Origin of the sequence: Acinetobacter guillouiae (assembly GCF_002370525.2) — a bacterium.
Taxonomy (GTDB): domain Bacteria; phylum Pseudomonadota; class Gammaproteobacteria; order Pseudomonadales; family Moraxellaceae; genus Acinetobacter; species Acinetobacter guillouiae.
In genome coordinates this window covers 2,834,130-2,854,349 of the sequence record NZ_AP014630.1, presented here as the reverse complement: position 1 = coordinate 2,854,349, position 20,220 = coordinate 2,834,130, and the positions used below count along the sequence as shown (strand labels likewise).

The following is a 20,220-nucleotide window of genomic DNA, read 5'->3' as shown; positions in this document are numbered from 1 at the left end:
AGCAGTATTTGCAACATTTGTTTTTTATTTAAACAAACGAGTGTCTTTTTCGAAAAAAGGGCTTGTCATAATAAAACGATCTCTATAATATACACAGCCATTGGGGACGTGGCGAAATTGGTAGACGCACTGGATTTAGGTTCCAGCGCCGCAAGGTGTGAGAGTTCGAGTCTCTCCGTCCCCACCAAGCAATTCATTTTGTGGTACTAAAACAAAATGAAGGGTTATAGAGGATTGGTGTAATGGTAGCATGACGGTCTCCAAAACCGTTCGTCAAGGTTCGAATCCTTGATCCTCTGCCAAGTTATTTAAAAGACTACAGCGTTAGTTTTTATTCGGGGACGTGGCGAAATTGGTAGACGCACTGGATTTAGGTTCCAGCGCCGCAAGGTGTGAGAGTTCGAGTCTCTCCGTCCCCACCAAATTTAAAAAAGCATGATGAAAATCATGCTTTTTTTTATGCCTAAATTTTTATTCTAACTATGCTGTATTGTGATTAAAGGTTTCTTAGAATTAGAATTTTAGCCAGATCAATAAAAAGACCTAAACGAAATCGTTTAGGTCTTTTCAAAGAGAAACTTCATTTAGACACTTACTAAGCCTTTAAGTGATCTTCAAATTCTTCACCGAGCTGCATTGCTAAGTTATTACCAGATAAATCACAAGTGACTAAACCATATTCTTTTTTAAAGCTGAAAGTAAATCCTTTTCCATCAGCTAAATTTTTTACTGAATAGCCTAATTTTTCTAACCAAATACGAAAAGCGATTAAATTCTTTGCCTTTACAACCTTTTTCACAGAAGATCTCCTTAATTCCTGCCTATAAATTTAATAGGGGTGATCATTAAATTTTTAAAGGGGAAATTTGATGAAACTTATTTTTTATATCAATATTTGAGCAATTTGAGAAATGAGGCTTTTGTATCAATGCGTATTTTTTTGCTATCAATATGGATGAAATGTGAATTTAATAAAAAATATTAAAATAAAACAACCAATTAATTAAATATGAAAACTGTGCTTGTAATATTTTGATGCAAAGATATCGTTTTAAAAAAGCAGAATTTTTCTCATTTTTACTTTGGCTAAATGTAAGTAAATTTAACAGAAGTACAGGTTATTATGGCTGTATGGGATGATGTTGATCTAAGAAATCTAAAATATCGCTAAACAGTTGTGTCTGATCTTTGCCTAAAGTCATGAGATGCCCTGTATTGGGATAACTTTTAATCTTTTTTTCTGTAGACTTCACATAATTATAAATGGTTTGTGCACTGGATTGATAATGTGCATCATCTAACTCGCCATACAATAAAAAAATAGGTGCGCGAATTAAAGAAACATTGCTTATGGTTGCGGCAACAAACTCATGAAATGCCTGTAGTTGTATTGCTGCTTTATTTTCTAAGCTTTTTAAGTCTAGCTCTACATTGCTATTCTGAAATTGATGAAGATATTCGGCATAGTGTTCTAATCGCTTAAAAAGATCATTTACACTTCGATCCTGTGGCGCAGACATGCTAATACATGCATCAATTGGAAAGTGCTCAGTGAGTTTTAACGATAAAATTGCACCTAAAGAAACCCCAATGACAGCAATATGCTTATAACCCTGATTTTCTAAGAGTTGATAAGCATTATATGTATCTTGCCACCAATCCGCTGTCGTGTAATCGAGAAACTCATCAATCGTTAAACCATGCCCAGCGTAGCTAGGCGCATAGCAAGTGTAGCCATGTTGATGCAGAAATTTTGCTAAGGCCTTCATATCTTGAATGGTACTGGTATAGGCATGTAATAACAGTACCGCCTGCTGCGAGGCTTTTAAAAACAGAGGCTTAGGCTGGCGCAGTTTTAACATTGTGGGGACAATAATCGTGATTGCTTAAAAATGATCTTTCAATGCACGAATACGCGCAAATTCTTCAGCACTTTCGACACGTAAAAAAGGATTGGTTTCAAGCTCAAGTTCAATGGTGCTGGGCAAGGTGATTTTCCCATGTTCACGGAGCTGTTTGATTTCTTCGGCACGTTGTTGTATTGCTCGGTTCGCTGGCTCGATATGCAAAGCAAATTGTGCATTAGAAAGCGTATATTCATGGGTGCAGTAAACTTTGGTTCTTGGTGGTAAAGCAGCAAGGCGATTGAGAGAATGATAAAACTGTTCAGCAGTTCCTTCAAACATACGTCCACACCCCATAGCAAAAAGGGTATCACCACAGAAAACGCTGTCTAATGCATCAATAAAATAAACGACATGTCCTAGGGTGTGACCTGGTACAGAGATAATGTCGATGTTTAATCCATGAAATTCAAATTGATCATCGTGTTGCAGCGGGTAGGTAATAAAAGGAATGTGACTCAGTTCAGCGCGTGGTCCATAAACAGGAATATTATGATCTGCGATTAATTCTGGAACACCACCAATATGGTCTTTATGCCAGTGTGTGAGCCAAATTTGTTTTAAATTCAGTTGATGCTCAAGGCAATAATCTTCAACGAGTGATGCTTCAGTGGGGTCAATTGCAACGACATCATGGCTTTGACTGTCTTCGATCAGCCAAATATAGTTTTGTAATTGATTTTTTACATCTATGACGTGAATTTTAAATTGCATCGTTGAATTCCATGGATATGCTGACACAAATTTAATAGCAAAATCAGGCTATAGACAAGTTAGAAAACTGATTACAGTCTTTTTTATGTGAAAAGATATGTAGTTTGACAGCATTGTATGTTGTTTGAATGAATAAATAAGTCGTGCAGTAGAGTTCTATTTAGACAATAGCATATAGACCAATACGCTATTTTCACAAAACTTAACAGGCCATCCCTTGGTTGATTTCTAATTTACTCAGTTTGCCATTTTTAAAACTAAAGTCGACATAGCTGCGATAGCCAGTTTCAAATTCAGCAGGATTTTTTAAAAACTCTTTGGCTTCCGACGCAGTTAACATTAAAACATGGGTGCCAGTTTTGGCGCTGTTTGGGAAGTCTTTTTTAAATTGATTCATGCTATACAGATTAGTGATGGGTTTATTGTTAATCAGGATTGTATCCGTGATCGCTGGCGCATTTGACCAAGAAAGCCAAACTCGCCCTTTGGTTGTGCCAAGTTGTTGAAAAGTATTTTTGCTTTTATAAAAAGCGTCAGACTTAATCTGTGGATTGTCTTCACTATAAATTTCAAACATCAGTTTTTTCCCTAATGCAGTAGAGCTTGAGTATTCATAGTTCCCACTACATTCTGAAAATGTTTTTATAGGTTTTTGAGAGGTTTTTCCAAGCAATTTTTCAATTTGTGTTGCACTTACTGCTTGGTTGAGCTCGACACCATTAACTTTCACTGTGGTGGTGTAATCTTCTGAATGTTGCGCAGCAAAACTGCAAATAGGTAGCATAAGGAGCAACGGGGCGATGGTTTGGGTAAAATTATTCATTTCAAATATTTCTTAAGTTTTCTATAACTTAATCAGTTCTGAAGGATTGATCAAGAGCAGATGATCAAATGAGTAGAATTAAAAAGGATCTATAAATTTTATAAGTATTTATATCTGTAGCTAACTCAAGAAATAAAAAATACCCTCAACAAGGAGGGTATGATTTTAGAACGAAGAACAACTGGAAATGGCAAGCAAGGATTATCGAAGCTTAGATAACCAATTTCCAAGACTCTGTACAATTTGTACAAGGATCAATAAGACAATCACAGTGAGATAAACCACACTTTGATCGAAACGTTGATAACCATAAGAAATAGCTAAATCACCAATACCGCCAGCGCCTACAGCACCCGCCATCGCTGTTGCACCAATCAAGCTAATGGTTGCTGTAGTAAGGCTCAGAATGAGTGAGCTACGAGATTCAGGGATAATAAATTTAAAAATAATCTGCCAAGGCGATGCACCCATTGCCTGTGCAGACTCAATAATCCCTTCGTTCACTTCAAGCAATGATGTTTCTACAAGACGACCAATATAAGGACCAACATAAATGGTCAACGGTACAATCGCAGCCCAAGTACCAATAGTTGTACCCACGATCGCTTTGGTGAGTGGGAAAACCGCAATCAATAGGATAATGAAGGGTAGGGAACGTAGCGCATTGACGATAGGATTTAAAATCTGATAAACAGCGCGATTGGGTAAAATGCCATTAGGGCGAGTGACCAACAAGGTAATTGCTTGAATAAAGCCCCAAATGGTACCAAACAGCATTGCAAAAATGACCATTTGAATGGTTTCTTGCATCGCTGTAACAAATTGGTCAATGCTTAAAGAGCTTTTCCAAAATGGTGCTGTGAGTGTAGTGAGCCATTGTACAATGAGTTCTCTCATAGTCTAACTCCTGACTGTTCCACCTTGACCCCATTTTTTTCAAAGAAATCTATGGTTTGGCGAATGCTTTCAGCATCTCCCAAAAGTTGTATAAACATTTGACCGATCACTGAACCATTAATTTCAGTCATATTGGCAAATAAAATATTTAAGCTGACATCAAATTGCTTAATTGCTGCTTGTACCACGGTCTCTTGCGCTGAAGTACCCAAAAATTGCAGACTATAAATACTTTTATGATTTTGATTTTCGAGATTGTTTAAGATATTAACAGGGAGCTGTTGCTGTAAAACGGTTTGAATAAAGTTTTTCGTCGTCGGGTGTTGCGGTTGACTAAAAATTTCTAAGGTAGAACCAGTTTCAATCACTTTGCCTTGTTCCATGACGGCAACAAAATCACAAACAGATTCAATTACATCCATTTCATGCGTAACCATGACAATAGTAATCCCTTGCTCTTGATTAATCTTTTTAAGCAAAGCGAGAACAGATTTCGTGGTTTGTGGATCAAGTGCAGAGGTTGCTTCATCACAAAGTAAAATTTTGGGATGGTTGGCCAAGGCACGTGCAATACCGACACGTTGCTTTTGACCTCCCGAGAGTTCATCTGGAAAAGCATCTTTTTTGTGCTTTAGATCAATAAACTCAAGTAACTCATTTAAACGCTTTTCACGTTGGTCTTTACTGACACCCAGCAACTTTAACGGCATTTCAATATTGTCAGCTACAGTTTTGGTTTGTAGCAAATTGAAATGCTGAAAAATCATGCCTATGTTTGCACGTTCTTGACGTAATGCACGTGCATCAAGTGCCGTAAAGTCTTTTTGATTAATGATGACTTGTCCTTGGTTAGGACGCTCAAGCAAGTTAATCAAACGGATTAAGGTACTTTTACCTGCACCACTATAGCCGATAATGCCAAAAATACTGCCCGCTGGAATCTCAAGATTAATCTGATCCAGTGCACGTATGGTTTGACCTTTCAACTCATAGTGTTTTGAAATGTTTTTAAATTCAATCATATCGTCAAAAACTATAGCAAAAAGAAAAAACAGGCAAATTTACTTTGCCTGTTTTATGAGGGCCTACAGACCTTTCATAAAAGAATGGTCAATAGACCTGATCCATTATAAAACTATTTTGATTCTGTAAGATAGCTTACAGGTTTATTCACATCAACTTTAGTTCCACCGAAGTGTTCTTGAACATATTTACCTACAGCAGGAACATGATATAACTCCCCCACTTTTTTCAAAAGGGCATCGTCTTTACGTGCATCTGCAACAGCAAGTACGTTGACATTCATTTTGGTTGTTTGGTCAACTGGCTCATAATAAACCGAATCTTTAAGCACGTTTAAACCGCCTTCCATTGCCAAAGTATTACCTAAAACAATTGCATCAACTTCATCTTTAGCACGTACCGCAGTCGCCATTTGAATAGGTTTGATGACAATTTTCTTTGCATTTTCAGTAATATCAGCAGGCGTGCCTTTAACTAAATCAAAGCCATCTTTCAATTTGATGAGACCAGCAGATTGTAAAAGTAACAATGCACGTGATTCATTTGCGCCATCATTTGGAATAGCAATGGTTGCACCATTGGCAAATTCTTCAACTTTTTTAACTTTACTAGAATAAATACCCATTGGCTCTAAATATGTTGTAGAGATTGGTGCAATTTTTTCTTTGTTTGATTGATTGAAAGCAACAAGATATGCATAAGATTGAAATGCATTGATATCGACTTCTTTGTTTGCCACAGCAGTATTCATTGCAACATAGTCAGTGAAGTTTTTAACTTCTAATTTAATTCCAGCTTGTTTTGTTTCTGGCAACGTTGCGATATAGCGCCAAATATCTGCATCTGAACCTGTAGAAGCCATGGTAACGACTTGTTCTTTACCTGCATCTGCTTGGGCAGCATCATTTTTTGGAGCTTCTTGTTTTCCACAAGCAGAAAGAGTGAGCACAGACGCGCTAAGTAAAACGCCAAACAGCTTTTTCATGAATAAGTCCTAAGTAGCAAATGCAGTAGAATTTGTCCTTTGCATTCTCGATCATTTAAATCGAATTTTAACATTTTGAAAATAAATAATGCGGTGACGTACTTGTCTGATTGCGCTATCTATATTCTTTACATTTGAGGATTAGCAGCATGTTTTAAAAGAATTTTAATTGTTTAAAACAGACTCTAAAGATTTGTTTATCATATCAATAAATGAAAATTATACATAGTGGCTGCGTGTTGACATTGGGTACTGATGTCGTTGCCTGAATATCAATGTTTTTATTAATTTAATAAAGAAAACAAATGCTTTTGTTGAATGTTAAACGATAAATGTTTAAATTTTATACTTATTCATAATATATAAATTTTTTAGGATTTATTATCTTTTTTTCGAATAAGTAAAATAAGTCTAAGACCTAGAGCACTGCATTGATAAAGCATTATTTGAATTACTAGGCGAAAAGGAATGATCTTATTCAAACAGTGATTGACATTGACACCACTGTCATACTTTAGCATGGAGATCTTATATACCTTAAAGAGATCGATAAATGAAATTAATCATCTTTCTTTTAAGCAGTTTTTTATTGCTAAATACTACATATGCTCAAAATAATGTCTATATCATTCATGGCTATGGCGCAAAAGTGGATGATCATTGGTTTAATTATCTTGAGGAAAATTTACAAGATAAAAATACTAGAGTTGTAAAGATCGCATTGCCGAACTCCAGCAATCCAAATCTTTTACAGTGGAAGCAAACCTTAAAAAATAATGTTGCTCAAATTGATCAGCATACATTTTTTGTTGCACACAGTTTAGGATGTATTACGCTGCTTGATTTCCTGTCTGAATTGGATTTTCAACAGATAGGTGGTGTTGTCTGTGTATCTGGATTTTCGAATAAATTGGCAGTATTACCTCAACTGGATTCATATATCGCTGAGACGAATAAGGATTTTTCTTTTAAAAATAAAATATTGCATCGGAAGATGTTTATATCGAGTAATGATCAATATGTTCCAGCTGATTTAAGTATCTCGTTAGCAGAAAAATTGGAGTTTCCATATGAAATTATTCCCAATGCTGGACATTTTCTAGCCAGTGATGGATATCGGGAATTTCCTCAATTATTAGATTGGCTTCAAATGGTCATTGGTGGTGTTGAGGAAGTAGGTGATTCTAATGATTCAGCGCAAAATCAATCAAGGTAATTAATCTTATATGCATTATTCTGGAAGAGCGTTACTCACTAAAATTTACCCAAAAAAAACCCGCCTAGGCGGGTTTTACAACTCAATCAGATTTAAGCATTTTCACGAGCAATCGCACGGTAACCAATATCTTTACGATATTGAACACCATCAAAAGTCACTTTTTGGCAAAGTTCCAAGGCTTTCGCTTGCGCTTCACCAATTGTGTTGCCTAACGCTGTTACGCAAAGTACACGACCGCCAGCAGTCACTACATCGCCATTGACATTGTTTGCTGTACCTGCATGGAAAACTTTAGCATCTGTCATTTGGGTATCTAAACCCGAAATCACATCATCTTTGCTCGAAGTTTCAGGGTAGCCTTTAGACGCAAGCACAATACCAACAGTTTTACGGTCATCCCATTCAGCTTCAGCAGGTAAGTTACCAGCAATACCAGCTTCAACTAAATCAACCAAAGAAGATTTTAAACGCATCATGATCGGTTGAGTTTCAGGATCACCAAAGCGGCAGTTAAACTCAATGACACGAGGTTGTCCTTGCTCATCAATCATCAAGCCAGCATACAAGAAACCTGTGTAAGTATGACCATCAGCCTTCATACCATCTACAGTTGGACGCATGACTTCTTTCATGACTCTGTCAAAAACATCTGCAGTCACAACTGGGGCAGGGGAATATGCACCCATACCACCCGTATTTGGACCTTGGTCAGCTTCAAAGATACGTTTATGGTCTTGTGACGTTGCCATAGGAAGGATATTGTCACCATCAATCATACAAATGAACGATGCTTCCTCACCCTCAAGGAATTCTTCAATAACAACACGCGAACCTGCATCACCAAATTTATTGCCTGCAAGCATGTCATCAATTGCATCAAACGCTTCTTGATTGGTCATCGCAACAATGACGCCTTTACCCGCAGCAAGGCCATCTGCCTTAATTACGATTGGTGCGCCATTTTTTTCTACAAATGCTTTGGCTGCATCCACTTCAGTGAATACATCATAGAATGCTGTCGGAATGTTATGACGTTTTAAAAAGTGTTTGGCGAAAGCTTTAGAGCCTTCAAGTTGTGCTGCAAATTGGGTTGGTCCCCAAATTTTAAGGCCAGCTGCTCGTCCTGCATCGACCACACCATTTACAAGCGGTGCTTCAGGACCAACAATAATGAGGTCAACGGCATTATTTTTTGCAAAGTCGATAATGGCAGGGTTGTTGAGAATATCTAAAGCAACATTTTCACATTTATGTTCAGTTGCTGTACCCGCGTTTCCTGGTGCAACAAAAACTTTAGTGACTTGATCGTCTTGCGCAATTTTCCATGCCAATGCATGTTCACGACCACCACTACCCAAAACTAATATGTTCATCTTATGTATCCTTTTTTAATCCCTCCCAACCTCCCTTTATACAGGAAGGGGTATCACGAATTTAAAGAGTCCTGTAGTTCGTGACAAGTCCCTCTTATGAAAAGAGGGACTTAGGGGGATTTTTAAATAATGATTTATTGTGAATTAGTGACGGAAATGACGCATACCCGTGAAGACCATTGCAATACCAGCTTCATCTGCTGCTGCAATTGTTTCTTCATCACGCATTGAACCACCCGGTTGGATAATACATTTGATACCAGCTTTTGCAGCGTTATCAATACCATCACGGAATGGGAAGAATGCATCAGATGCCATAACAGCACCTTCAACCACTAAACCTGCATGTTCAGCTTTGATCGCTGCGATACGTGCAGAGTTTACACGGCTCATTTGACCAGCACCAACACCAATGGTTTGACGGCCTTTAGCATAAACAATAGCATTGGATTTAACGTATTTGGCAACTTTCCAAGCAAAGATTAAATCATCAATTTCTGCTTCAGTAGGGGCACGCTTAGTCACTACTTTAAGATCATCTTTAGTGATCATGCCGAGGTCTTGGTCTTGAACCAATAAACCGCCATTGACACGTTTATAATCGTATTGTGAAGCACGTTCATCAATTTTAGGAAGTTCGCCACATACCAGAACACGGACGTTTTTCTTTGCGCCAGTCACTTCAAGTACACCATCGGCAATACTTGGTGCAATAATCACTTCAACAAATTGACGGTCAACAATTGCTTGAGCTGTAACAACATCTAACTCACGGTTAAATGCAATGATGCCACCAAATGCTGATTCTGGGTCAGTTGCATAAGCAAGATCGTATGCAGCTTTAAGACCGTCTAACGATACTGCAACACCACATGGATTTGCATGCTTAACAATGACACACGCTGGTTTTGCAAATGATTTGACACATTCAAGTGCTGCATCTGTATCCGCGATATTGTTATAAGAAAGCTCTTTACCTTGTAACTGCTTAGCAGTTGAAACCGATGCTTCAGTTGCAGTCGATTCTACATAGAAAGCAGCGGATTGATGTGGATTTTCACCATAACGAAGATCTTGTACTTTATTTAACTGGGTATTGAAAGTACGAGCAAATTTATCAGCTTGACCTTCTTCTTTACCAACACGTGCACCGAGGTAAGAAGCAATCATGCCGTCATACTGGGCAGTATGTTCAAATGCTTTAACCGCTAAATCGAAACGAGTCGCATAAGATAAAGCACCATCCGCTTTAAGTTCTGCAATTACAGTTTCATAATCAGTTGCATTTACGATGATCCCCACAGAAGCATGGTTTTTCGCAGCTGCACGAACCATTGTTGGGCCACCAATGTCAATATTTTCAATTGCATCTGCAAGCGAGCAGTCTGGTTTAGCAACAGTAGCAGCAAAAGGATAAAGGTTTACGACAACAAGATCGATTGCATCGATGTTGTGTTCAGCCATGACAGCTTCGTCTAGACCACGACGAGCCAAAATGCCTCCATGAATTTTAGGATGCAGTGTTTTTACACGACCATCCATCATTTCTGGGAAGCCTGTGTGCTCTGAAACTTCAACTACAGCCACATTGTTGTCTTTAAGCAACTTATATGTACCGCCAGTAGATAAAATTTCCACCCCAAGAGCAACAAGGTTCTGGGCAAATTCAACGATCCCGGTTTTATCAGAAACAGAGATTAAAGCGCGTTTAATAGTCATGATCTTCGTCAACAGTTTTTAAGTCTAGAGATTGAACAGGTAGGCAAAATATAGGTAAAAAAAATGCCCACGCAAGCCGTGAGCATTTTATCATTTATTCACTCATTAAACCGTGAGCTTTTAACTTTTTGCGTAAAGTGCCACGGTTCAGTCCGAGAATCTCAGCAGCGCGAGTCTGATTCCCGCGTGTGTATTCTAAGACAACAGATAAAAGAGGTTTCTCCATTTCTGCTAGCACCATGTCGTACACTTGTGATGGTTGCTCACCTTGCAATTGTGCAAAATAGTGACGAACTGCGCGATCTACGTGAATACGAAGAGCGACGTCAGATTGTGCAGTAAAAATAGGAGATTTGCTATTCATGCGAGTTAATCCGAAAATCAAAATATTACTTGGGTAAAGTAATATATAAATGTGGTCTAAAAAAATCTGAGCTCCGTTTTAGATCCTAAAACGGTTGGCTCTAAAACAAGAACAATTAGCTTGCCACAAATCGTCGAGTTGAGTGAAAAATAAGCGTAACAATAGATTAATATTTGTTACAACACTCTTTTAAACAAAAAAATGTTCTACATGCGCGATATTGGATATAAAGCACATAACAAAACAGTATTTTTTTTGAAAAAATGCGAGGAGTTTGCAGGACAAAGCTTTCGTGGCGCGTATGATACCATTGTCTAAGAAAAAATGAGCAAGAAAACTACATTTTTTTTCATTTTTTTATAATTTTTTTTAATTTTAAGGGTGAATAATGTCTAATTGGTACTGATCAAAACTTTTTCTTGGCTCTGTAACAACAAATTTAAAAGGATATGGGCTATTTTTAGGAATACGCTTAATTCCAACTAAACTTTCAATCAGATATTGCTCAGGTGTAATCACATGTGTAGCAATGACCTTATTTTGAGCTTTTAAAGTGACTCTTATTAGGGGTAATTCTAAGCTTTTAGAATATTGGTTATTGAGTTGACCTGAAAATTGCGTCTCGTCTCTACCAAGTGCTTTAACTTTAAGATGACTAATCACAATTTGTTTATAGCGTTGATCAACAGTATCACACTGTAAGACGGCACAGGTTTGGGTAAAAACAGTATTTAAAAATGGATAACGATCAGTTAGGTTTGGATTAAACCAAAGGATTTGAAATAATAAAATGCTGAGTAGGGCCAGGTTGATCAAGCTCCACGCCAGATAATAAAACGTACTTTTGGGTTTTATTAAATGTTGCCCGTGGTTATTTAAACCTTGTGATAGGTTTAAGCTTGGAATGTTATTGACCGGTTCATTGTTGAAATAATTCAAATTGTTTAAGTATGTTCTTAAATCAATATTGGAGTTTTCAATTTTACGATTAAAAATATCTAAGACATTGGTTTCGATTTGTCGTTTCGTCGTAATGAGGTTTTGTGCCTGATTTTGCACGACAGTATCAGGATCGATCTTGGGTTGAGCAGGTTGACTGTTTTGTAGATGAATTAATGCATTAAAATTATGTGAACATTTCGGACAACAAACCATACCCTGCGCAACAGTGAGTTGCGTAACTGATACTTTATAAACTGAAGCACAATTTGGGCATCGGGTTTGTTTTTCGGTCATAAATATTTATATTTTCATAGATTAAATAGCCTTACGCGACCCAGAAATTCTGCACCAGGTTTCTTCACGTTTCTCGACTTCTACTATATCAAAAAATTCAGAATAAATACTAGAAACATCAGTAACTTGCTCTTCAATTACGCCAGCAAGTGCGAACTCTCCCTCAGATTTAATCAAAGTTGAGAATTCTTTAGCAAGAGACATAAGTGGGCCTGCAAGAATATTTGCAACTAAAATATCCGCCTGTTGGTTTTTAAATTCTGCATTGAACTCTTCAGGTAATCCAACATAAAGATTTTCAAGAACGCCATTCAGCTCAGCATTTTGTTTGGTCGCCAAGACGGCTTGTGGATCGATATCTGTTGCATAGACTTTCTTTGCACCTAAAAGCAGTGCTGCAACACCGAGGATGCCTGAACCACAACCATAATCAATCACAACTTTATCTTTAACATCGGTTTTGCCTAACCATTGTAGACAAAGGAAAGTAGATGCATGGTTACCCGTACCAAATGCTAAGCCTGGATCAAGTTTAATATTGACGGCATCCGCTTCTGGTGGTTCTATCCATTCAGGTACGATCCAATACTTTTCACCAATTTGAATTGGTTCATAGTAATCCATCCAAGAACGTTCCCATACTTGGTCTTCAAGAAATTCACTACGCATTGGTTCAGTTGGGAGTTGAGTACGAATAAATGTTTCTAGTGCTGTTACATCAATGTCTTCGCCTTCTTCTTGCGCGTAGATTCCTGTAACAATCACTTTATTCCATAGCGGAGTTTCGCCAGGGAGTGGTTCAAGCAAGTCTTGGTTTTCAGCATCATCTAATGTCACGCTGACTGCGCCTAAAGAACTTAACAAGGTTTCAGTAAAATCAACTTGAGCTTGTTCTACAGTAATATGAATTTGTAACCACTTCACGGCAAAGACCTAAATCGTTTTCTTAAAGGCAGTATTGTAGCCGAAACTGGGAAGTTACGCTTATATTCAGTAGCAAAATAAAAAATGGATGCTTAAACATCCATTTTAGTTGAGGCACATGATGGCTTTATATCGCAGGTTCAGTTTCAGTTGCTGCATGTCTTGAAATTAAGGCACCAAAAATAGCAGCGAGAATATACATAAAGATTGAGTAAACCGCGGCAGGCATTGCGACAGTAGAATTTGCGATCACAGTCAAAGCAATCGTCATGGCTAAGGTACTGTTATGAATGCCGATCTCAAATGCACATGCGCGTGCTTGAGCACTATTAATACCGAGTAATCTTGGAACAAAATAGCCAATAACCAGACTGCAAATACAGAAAATCACCGTGGCTAGGCCGACTTGAGTCAGGTACTCCATGATATGTGCACGTTCTTTGGTGATTGCCCCAATAATAATGAGAATCAAAAATACCACTGAGAAAATTCGTAAAGGTTTACTTAATTTTTCAGTAAAGTGCGGCGCATAATGCCGAATGAGCATGCCTATACACACTGGAATTAAAATAATTGCAAAGACTTGCAGTATTTTACTGAACTGCATGGTGATTTGTTGCCCATCATTCATAAAGTATTGAATAGAAAAGTTCACGATCAAAGGCAGCGTAAAGGCAGCAATGACCGAGTTAATTGCAGTTAAGGTAATATTGAGCGCAATATCACCTTTAAACAAATAACTAAATAGATTGGCGGTACTCCCCCCAGGTGAGGCTGCGAGCAACATTAAACCAACAGCAAGCAAAGGCGGGAGTGCAAGCACCTTACAAATGATAAAAGCGATACCAACCAAAAGGACCAATTGACAGAATAACGCAATCAATACAGCTTTAGGGTGTTTAGAAACTCGCGCAAAATCTTTTGGAGTAAGTTCTAAACCTAGTCCAATCATAATAATGGCGAGGGCGAGGGGAAGCATTATGGTAATTATCCCTGAATCCATAGTTTCATCCTTTTTGTTGTTTTACATTAGGGTCTGTAGACATTTCATAAATGGCTTGCGTTGTAGGTTAAAATTGAGCAGGCAAGGCAGGAAACGATGAGAATAGCGAGACTATTTTCGAGTTTCATAACACAGGCTGAGATAATTTTAGCCACAACCCTGAGCAAGAACAAAGCACTGCTTTGTTTGCAGCGCAAGGCGCAGCGGAGGACTAGTGTGTTTTTTTGCCGCTACGTCGTTACGAACTACTCATTTAGAATGACTAAATTTCATAATTCGCGCCTAGTATTGCCTAAAAAACACACGTAGTCGCAAACATAGACGATTTGTCAACAGACCCTGATTCAATATGTGAATATTCCATACTCTATTTGAGTGTAATCGAAAGGTATCGAATTGAAAAATGAAATCTATGACTCAGAAATCTTCTTGAAAATATGTGTTTTAAATATATAGCATTAGGCCGAATAACAATTGATTCATCGTAGACGTAAAACTATATGGATACTAATATTAATCAAGTCTACGCACAGACTTGAAATAAAAAAGGTGCTCCATTTTTTAATGGAACACCTTTTTTGCTCATACATGCTATTTATAAAAGCAGGTATTTATGCCTAAAGCAGATTATTGCGCTTGGATCGGATCTTCGCTTGGAGCGGCTTGACTCGGTTGCTCCATTGCAGGTTGTTCTGCTTGTGATGCATCATTTGTTGCTGGTGCATCGGCACTCGCTGGAGCAGATTGTTCTACAGCTGGGCGGTTTTCAATCGCTGGTTCAGGCGCTACAGCAGCGGCAGTTGGGTTGCCACCGGCAGGTGCTGGGAAGCTAAATTGTAATTTACCATTTTCATTTGGTTCACATGTACCGTTAAAAGTTACACCTTTATTGGCGTAGGTGACCCAGTCACCTTGTTTTTTCTTGGCACATACCTGAATTTGCTTTTTCACTTCGGCTTTGCTGGTGTTTTCATCAGCAGCATGGGCAAAACTAAATGCAACACAACTGAGTAAAGATGCTGTAATTACTTTAGACATGGTATTTTTCATCATGATATTCCTTATATATAAAGTCTCGAAAAAAATAATTTGTCCGTGTATTGTCTATCGTATCGTGAGTTTTTGATAAGTTAAATTCTATTTGTAGGGCAGTCATGAAACGAAGTGTCAATTTATGTTGCCTATGTATAAGAGATGTTTAATCGTTCATACGCATGATTGAGGGAAATAATATTTGTAAAACTGCCTAAAACTAGAAGTAAAATTTTGCTATAATTTCCTGTCATTCTTTTATCTCTCATTTATCACTATGCATTATCCTAAAGTTTACGATGTCATTGTTATCGGTGGCGGTCACGCAGGTACGGAAGCGGCACTGGCTGCGGCGCGTATGGGTCGACAGACTCTGCTTTTGACTCATAACATTGAGACTTTAGGGCAGATGAGCTGTAACCCAGCCATTGGTGGTATTGGTAAATCTCACCTTGTTCGCGAAATTGACGCCTTAGGTGGTGCAATGGCATTGGCTGCGGATAAGGGTGGTATTCAATTTCGTATTTTGAACTCGCGTAAAGGCGCAGCTGTACGTGCAACTCGTGCACAAGCTGACCGTATCCGTTATAAAGCCGCGATTCGTCATACACTTGAAAATCAAGCCAATTTAGATATTTTTCAACAATCTGCAGATGACTTAATTGTTGAAGGCGATACAGTTAAAGGTGTAGTGACCCAAATGGGTATTCGCTTTGATGCGAAAACTGTGGTGTTAACCACAGGTACATTCTTAGGTGGCGTGATTCACGTTGGTCTAAATAATTCTTCAGGTGGACGAGCAGGCGATCCACCATCAATTTCGTTAGCAGCTCGTTTACGTGAATTAAACCTGCCAGTAGGTCGTTTAAAAACTGGTACACCTCCACGTATTGATGCGCGTTCTGTCGATTTTTCTGTGATGATTCCACAACCGGGTGATTTCCCATCACCAACCATGTCATTTATGGGGGATGCTTCGATGCATCCTGAGCAAGTTAATTGCTATATCACGCATACCAATGCGCGTACTCATGAGATTATTCGTGGTGGTTTAGACCGTTCGCCGATGTATACCGGAGTGATTGAAGGTGTAGGCCCACGTTATTGCCCATCGATTGAAGATAAAATTCATAAATTTGCAGATAAAGATTCGCATCAGGTGTTCCTTGAGCCAGAAGGCTTGGATACACACGAGCTTTATCCAAATGGTATTTCAACGTCTTTACCATTTGATGTGCAGTTTGAGTTGGTACGCTCAATCCGTGGTATGGAGAATGCACACATTCTTCGTCCAGGCTATGCAATTGAATATGATTATTTCAACCCGCAGTCTTTGAAATTCTCACTTGAAACCAAATCGATTAATAACTTGTATTTTGCAGGTCAAATTAACGGTACAACAGGTTATGAAGAAGCTGGTGCACAAGGTTTATTGGCGGGCTTAAATGCTGCACGCCGTGCATGGGATCAAGAGCAATGGACGCCTAAACGTGATGAAGCGTATATGGGCGTTTTGGTCGACGATTTGATTACCTTAGGTACCAAAGAACCGTATCGTATGTTTACTTCTCGTGCGGAATATCGTTTGATGCTTCGTGAAGATAATGCTGATCAACGTTTAACAGCAATTGGCCGTGAAATGGGCTTGGTTGATGATGAGCGTTGGGCTTCTTATTGTGAAAAAATGGAAGCAGTTGAAAAAGAAACAGGTCGTTTACAACACCTTTGGGCTGCACCAAACAATCCAATGGGTAAAAAATTCGTTGAATTGACCGGTGCTGATCTTTCTAAAGAATGTTCTGCAATCGATTTGCTTAAACGCCCAAACATTAACTTTGCACAAATTGCTGAATTAACTGGTTCTGAAGTATCTGCATTTGTCGGTGAGCAGATTGAAATTGCTGTGAAATACGAAGGTTATATTAACCGTCAGCAAGAAGATGTTGCGCAAATGAAGCGTTTGGAAGATACCAAAATTCCAGCTGATTTTGATTATGATATCGTTTCAGGGCTTTCTCGTGAAATCACCATGAAACTGAAAAATGTATTACCTGAAACATTGGCACAAGCCAGCCGTATTCCGGGGGTAACACCTGCTGCTGTTCAATTGGTGATGATTACAATTCGTAAAAATAACCAAGCGAGAAAATCAGCTTAAGATGTTGAATTGTAAGAAACCCGCTATATGCGGGTTTTTTATTGTCTACAGCAAAGGGGGATTTTTATTGAAAATATATTGTCATTATGACAATATAAAAAGTAAGTAGATTCTAGAGTAAAACATGACAAAACAAGATCAATTAAAAGGTGCAATCTATGGTTTGTTGGTAGGTGATGCTGTAGGGGTATCATATGAATTTCTCTTAGCTGAGCAGTTACCAGCCTATGACCAAATTGAAATGTTCCCACCGAATAATTTTGCAAAGACCTATCCTCATATTCCAGTAGGGACATGGTCAGATGATGGCGCACAAGCTTTATGCCTTTTGGATTCATTACTTTATAAAAATAAAATGGATACAGAAGATTTTATGAAACGTATATGCAACTGGTATCAATGTGGTTATATGGCTGTGGATTTTCAAGTATTTGATGTTGGAGTACAAACTGCTGAAGCCATAAGAAACTATCTGTCTGGTGTGCCATTATTACAGGTTGCAAATAATGATGTACTCGCAAATGGCAATGGTTCATTGATGCGGGTATTGCCTTTAGCAATTTGGCATCAAGGTTCAGATATACAATTGATTGAAGATGCTTATGCACAATCACATGTCACACATGCGCATTTACGTTCTAAAGTTTGCTGTGCTTTATATTGTTTATGGGCAAGGTCTATTTTAAATGGTTTGGATATTGCAGCTGCTTGGTCTGATGCAGTGACAAAATTACGTGCTTATTTAAAAGATAAGCCAGATGATCTAGAACAACTAGAATATTATATTCGACCTGATGAATTGGAAAAGGGAACAGGCAGTGGTTATGTGGTTGATTGTTTAAAATCGGCTAGATATGCATTAAAACAAACAACATATCAAGATGTCATTAAAACAGCCATTGCATTTGGTCGAGATACCGATACAACGGCTTGTGTCGCAGGAGGAATCGCTGGATTATATTTTGGTTTTGATTCAATTCCAGAGTCATGGTTAGCGCAGCTCAGAGCTAAAGATTTAGTTGAACCCTTATTGGCCAAACTACTCTCCAATGTGCCAGTTTAAAGGCAAATATTTATGTAAATCAAAGGGCAATTGTGGCGCTTTGATTTTATGAGCTCTACAGTCCAATTTGATCTTATTAGGAGGTATCTTTTAAAAAATCATCTTACTTGTCTGTGTTAAGGCTCAATTTACGATTTATTTTTAAAGGCATATTTTAAATACACAGATCCAATCTAACTTTATAAAAATAACTCCTAAACAGAATTGATGAAAAACAAAGCAGTTTTAATTATTTTTCAGTTTGCAAAATCATGGTTATAGTCAATTTACATTCAAACGAGAGGTGAACATCATGACAATGAAATCGATCCGCTACAATAGTGCTGAACTCGCATGCTGTAACATGTGATGTTTAGCATACTCCAATAAATCCCATGTCTTGTGGACATATAAAAATGTGACATGGGTTTTATATCAGCGCAAAAACAATAAAATTTAAAAATAACAATCAAAACAATAAATCAAAGAGCCGAAAGGCTCTTTTTATTTTGATTATCTTGGCTTGGGGGAAGTTGCTAGATTATTCAATTTCATGTACCGCATTAAACACTTCAACAGGCTCAATTCGGACAATCTTTTTACCAAAACTTCTTAACCACCATACCAATTGTGAGGTAAATGGAACCACAGCACTGACTTGATACAACTCTTCATTCAGTTGTTCAACTTTTTGTTCTTTACTCAGTTGGCTTTCCGTGAAGTATTGTGCATCATCTTCGTGCATGACTAATTTTAATTCAACATTTTCGGTCGGTCGAGAAAAGTCGACTCTAAAGCCCAGCGCACCAGAATCGATATATTCATCAATATCGAATTTGACAGGGTGTAAAGCACGTAAATCTAAAACAGTTGCAGATTTAAAACGATGTAATGCAAAGGTCTGAACTTCTGTCTTGTCATGACGCGTACAAATCAAATAAATAATTGCACCTTTTTGAACCAAACCTAAAGGATTTAGAGTATAGGTTTTTTCTTCACCCTGATAACCACGTGCACGATAGACACATTCAATTTGTTTATCTTGTAGTAGTCCTTCATAAATGGCTTGCTGTGCATGTCTTTCCACCAGAGGTGGGATTACTGGTTGGCTAGCAGGCACAATTCGAACACGGTTAATCCATTGTCGAACATTGTTCTGCGTAGAAAGGCTACGCCGTGCCAAATCGAACCAAGGGTTCATTTCATCAATTAAACTCGGTGGAAGCAGGTGTTTTAAATGTTCTTCAACCATCATAAACGTGACTGCTTGCGAGCTGGTCATATGCGGCAGACTTTGAATCGGGGCATCTGAACGCCAACGCCAGCCTTGTGGTACGGTTTTGTTACTCTCGATCGGAAAGCGTTGAGCAATCTGATTTAGATCACGCTGAATCGTACGTAGACTGATTTCGATCCCTTCACGTTCTAAAACTTCTTGTAATTCACGTGTGCCCATCCACTTCCCCGTAGAGAGTCGGGACAGGATTTGCCATTGGCGATAGAGGCTATTGGAAGTTTCTTTTTCTTGTGCAGACATGGTTTGGTATCAATGGAATCGTGAATGTTTAAGGGAAATAAATCAGCTACACAATAGAAAATTAAAACTGATTCTGCAAGTTATATCCTGTGACTAGTCGCTTAGGTGTTGAAAATATTAGCTAAAAAATTTTGAAACAAGTTCGATCAAAACTCACATTGAGTGCAATAGCAAACAATGAATTAATAAAACTGAGCCAGAAAGATTTAATTGTACAGGTGAAGAATACAGGATATGGCGATTTAATAATATTTTGGCATTGATATT

At 38.1% G+C, this 20,220-nt stretch carries 18 protein-coding genes and 3 tRNA genes; 6 read left to right on the top strand and 15 right to left on the bottom strand.

Features of this window, described 5'->3' with window-relative positions:
- Positions 1 to 102 precede the first annotated feature (102 nt).
- The 3 genes from AS4_RS13275 (at position 103) to AS4_RS13265 (ending at position 422) form a co-directional block, all read left to right on the top strand.
- Positions 103 to 187 (top strand) — tRNA-Leu (locus AS4_RS13275).
- A 41-nt stretch (positions 188 to 228) separates the two neighbouring features.
- A tRNA-Trp gene (locus tag AS4_RS13270) sits at positions 229 to 302 on the top strand.
- A 35-nt stretch (positions 303 to 337) separates the two neighbouring features.
- Positions 338 to 422: transfer RNA gene (locus AS4_RS13265), tRNA-Leu, on the top strand.
- Positions 423 to 595: 173 nt separating this feature from the next.
- Here AS4_RS13265 and AS4_RS13260 read toward each other — a convergent pair.
- From AS4_RS13260 to AS4_RS13230, 7 genes are all read right to left on the bottom strand, one after another.
- Positions 596 to 799, bottom strand: a complete 204-nt coding sequence (locus AS4_RS13260; protein WP_004719296.1) for a hypothetical protein — start codon at positions 797 to 799, stop codon at positions 596 to 598.
- 322 nt (positions 800 to 1,121) lie between these two features.
- The gene (locus tag AS4_RS13255) at positions 1,122 to 1,862 is read right to left on the bottom strand and encodes an alpha/beta hydrolase (RefSeq protein WP_096734439.1); all 741 of its coding nucleotides are present in this window, start codon (positions 1,860 to 1,862) and stop codon (positions 1,122 to 1,124) included.
- 24 nt (positions 1,863 to 1,886) lie between these two features.
- Positions 1,887 to 2,618, bottom strand: coding sequence for a hydroxyacylglutathione hydrolase (gene gloB / locus AS4_RS13250; RefSeq protein ID WP_096734438.1), 732 nt, complete (start codon positions 2,616 to 2,618; stop codon positions 1,887 to 1,889).
- Positions 2,619 to 2,820: 202 nt separating this feature from the next.
- Positions 2,821 to 3,441 carry a hypothetical protein gene (locus AS4_RS13245; protein WP_096734437.1) on the bottom strand — a complete coding sequence of 207 codons (621 nt, stop codon included), beginning with the start codon at positions 3,439 to 3,441 and terminating at the stop codon, positions 2,821 to 2,823.
- Positions 3,442 to 3,642: 201 nt separating this feature from the next.
- On the bottom strand, positions 3,643 to 4,338 hold the full coding sequence (locus tag AS4_RS13240; RefSeq protein ID WP_034613374.1) for a methionine ABC transporter permease: 696 nt from the start codon (positions 4,336 to 4,338) through the stop codon (positions 3,643 to 3,645).
- Positions 4,335 to 5,360 carry a methionine ABC transporter ATP-binding protein gene (locus AS4_RS13235; protein ID WP_004719301.1) on the bottom strand — a complete coding sequence of 342 codons (1,026 nt, stop codon included), beginning with the start codon at positions 5,358 to 5,360 and terminating at the stop codon, positions 4,335 to 4,337. Before AS4_RS13235 ends, AS4_RS13240 begins: the two co-directional genes overlap by 4 nt.
- Before the next feature lie 113 nt (positions 5,361 to 5,473).
- Positions 5,474 to 6,346, bottom strand: a complete 873-nt coding sequence (locus AS4_RS13230) for a MetQ/NlpA family ABC transporter substrate-binding protein (protein ID WP_056511959.1) — start codon at positions 6,344 to 6,346, stop codon at positions 5,474 to 5,476.
- Between the two features lie 553 nt (positions 6,347 to 6,899).
- On the opposite strand from AS4_RS13230, the gene AS4_RS13225 reads away from it, so the two are divergent.
- On the top strand, positions 6,900 to 7,562 hold the full coding sequence (locus AS4_RS13225; RefSeq protein WP_096734436.1) for an RBBP9/YdeN family alpha/beta hydrolase: 663 nt from the start codon (positions 6,900 to 6,902) through the stop codon (positions 7,560 to 7,562).
- Positions 7,563 to 7,654: 92 nt separating this feature from the next.
- On the opposite strand, the gene purD is transcribed toward AS4_RS13225, so the two are convergent.
- From purD to AS4_RS22160, 7 genes are all read right to left on the bottom strand, one after another.
- The gene (purD, locus tag AS4_RS13220; protein ID WP_096734435.1) at positions 7,655 to 8,938 is read right to left on the bottom strand and encodes a phosphoribosylamine--glycine ligase; all 1,284 of its coding nucleotides are present in this window, start codon (positions 8,936 to 8,938) and stop codon (positions 7,655 to 7,657) included.
- A gap of 144 nt (positions 8,939 to 9,082) precedes the next feature.
- Positions 9,083 to 10,657, bottom strand: a complete 1,575-nt coding sequence (gene purH, locus AS4_RS13215) for a bifunctional phosphoribosylaminoimidazolecarboxamide formyltransferase/IMP cyclohydrolase (RefSeq protein ID WP_034613392.1) — start codon at positions 10,655 to 10,657, stop codon at positions 9,083 to 9,085.
- A 94-nt stretch (positions 10,658 to 10,751) separates the two neighbouring features.
- Positions 10,752 to 11,021: a DNA-binding transcriptional regulator Fis gene (gene fis, locus AS4_RS13210; RefSeq protein ID WP_001086304.1), complete on the bottom strand. Its 270-nt coding sequence runs from the start codon at positions 11,019 to 11,021 to the stop codon at positions 10,752 to 10,754.
- A gap of 375 nt (positions 11,022 to 11,396) precedes the next feature.
- Positions 11,397 to 12,257, bottom strand: a complete 861-nt coding sequence (locus AS4_RS13205) for a zinc-ribbon and DUF3426 domain-containing protein (protein WP_096734434.1) — start codon at positions 12,255 to 12,257, stop codon at positions 11,397 to 11,399.
- Positions 12,258 to 12,278: 21 nt separating this feature from the next.
- Positions 12,279 to 13,181 carry a 50S ribosomal protein L11 methyltransferase gene (gene prmA / locus AS4_RS13200; protein WP_096734433.1) on the bottom strand — a complete coding sequence of 301 codons (903 nt, stop codon included), beginning with the start codon at positions 13,179 to 13,181 and terminating at the stop codon, positions 12,279 to 12,281.
- A 127-nt stretch (positions 13,182 to 13,308) separates the two neighbouring features.
- Complete coding sequence (locus tag AS4_RS13195; RefSeq protein ID WP_096734432.1) at positions 13,309 to 14,184, bottom strand: bile acid:sodium symporter family protein; 876 nt, start codon at positions 14,182 to 14,184, stop codon at positions 13,309 to 13,311.
- Between the two features lie 627 nt (positions 14,185 to 14,811).
- The gene (locus AS4_RS22160) at positions 14,812 to 15,234 is read right to left on the bottom strand and encodes a hypothetical protein (protein WP_096734431.1); all 423 of its coding nucleotides are present in this window, start codon (positions 15,232 to 15,234) and stop codon (positions 14,812 to 14,814) included.
- Between the two features lie 259 nt (positions 15,235 to 15,493).
- On the opposite strand from AS4_RS22160, the gene mnmG reads away from it, so the two are divergent.
- Positions 15,494 to 17,374, top strand: a complete 1,881-nt coding sequence (mnmG, locus tag AS4_RS13185; RefSeq protein ID WP_004719311.1) for a tRNA uridine-5-carboxymethylaminomethyl(34) synthesis enzyme MnmG — start codon at positions 15,494 to 15,496, stop codon at positions 17,372 to 17,374.
- A 124-nt stretch (positions 17,375 to 17,498) separates the two neighbouring features.
- Complete coding sequence (locus AS4_RS13180) at positions 17,499 to 18,437, top strand: ADP-ribosylglycohydrolase family protein (protein WP_096734430.1); 939 nt, start codon at positions 17,499 to 17,501, stop codon at positions 18,435 to 18,437.
- 520 nt (positions 18,438 to 18,957) lie between these two features.
- On the opposite strand, the gene AS4_RS22030 is transcribed toward AS4_RS13180, so the two are convergent.
- Entirely contained in the window at positions 18,958 to 19,953 is a 996-nt protein-coding gene (locus tag AS4_RS22030; protein ID WP_004719313.1) for a helix-turn-helix transcriptional regulator, read from the bottom strand.
- Between the last annotated feature and the right edge of the window lie 267 nt (positions 19,954 to 20,220).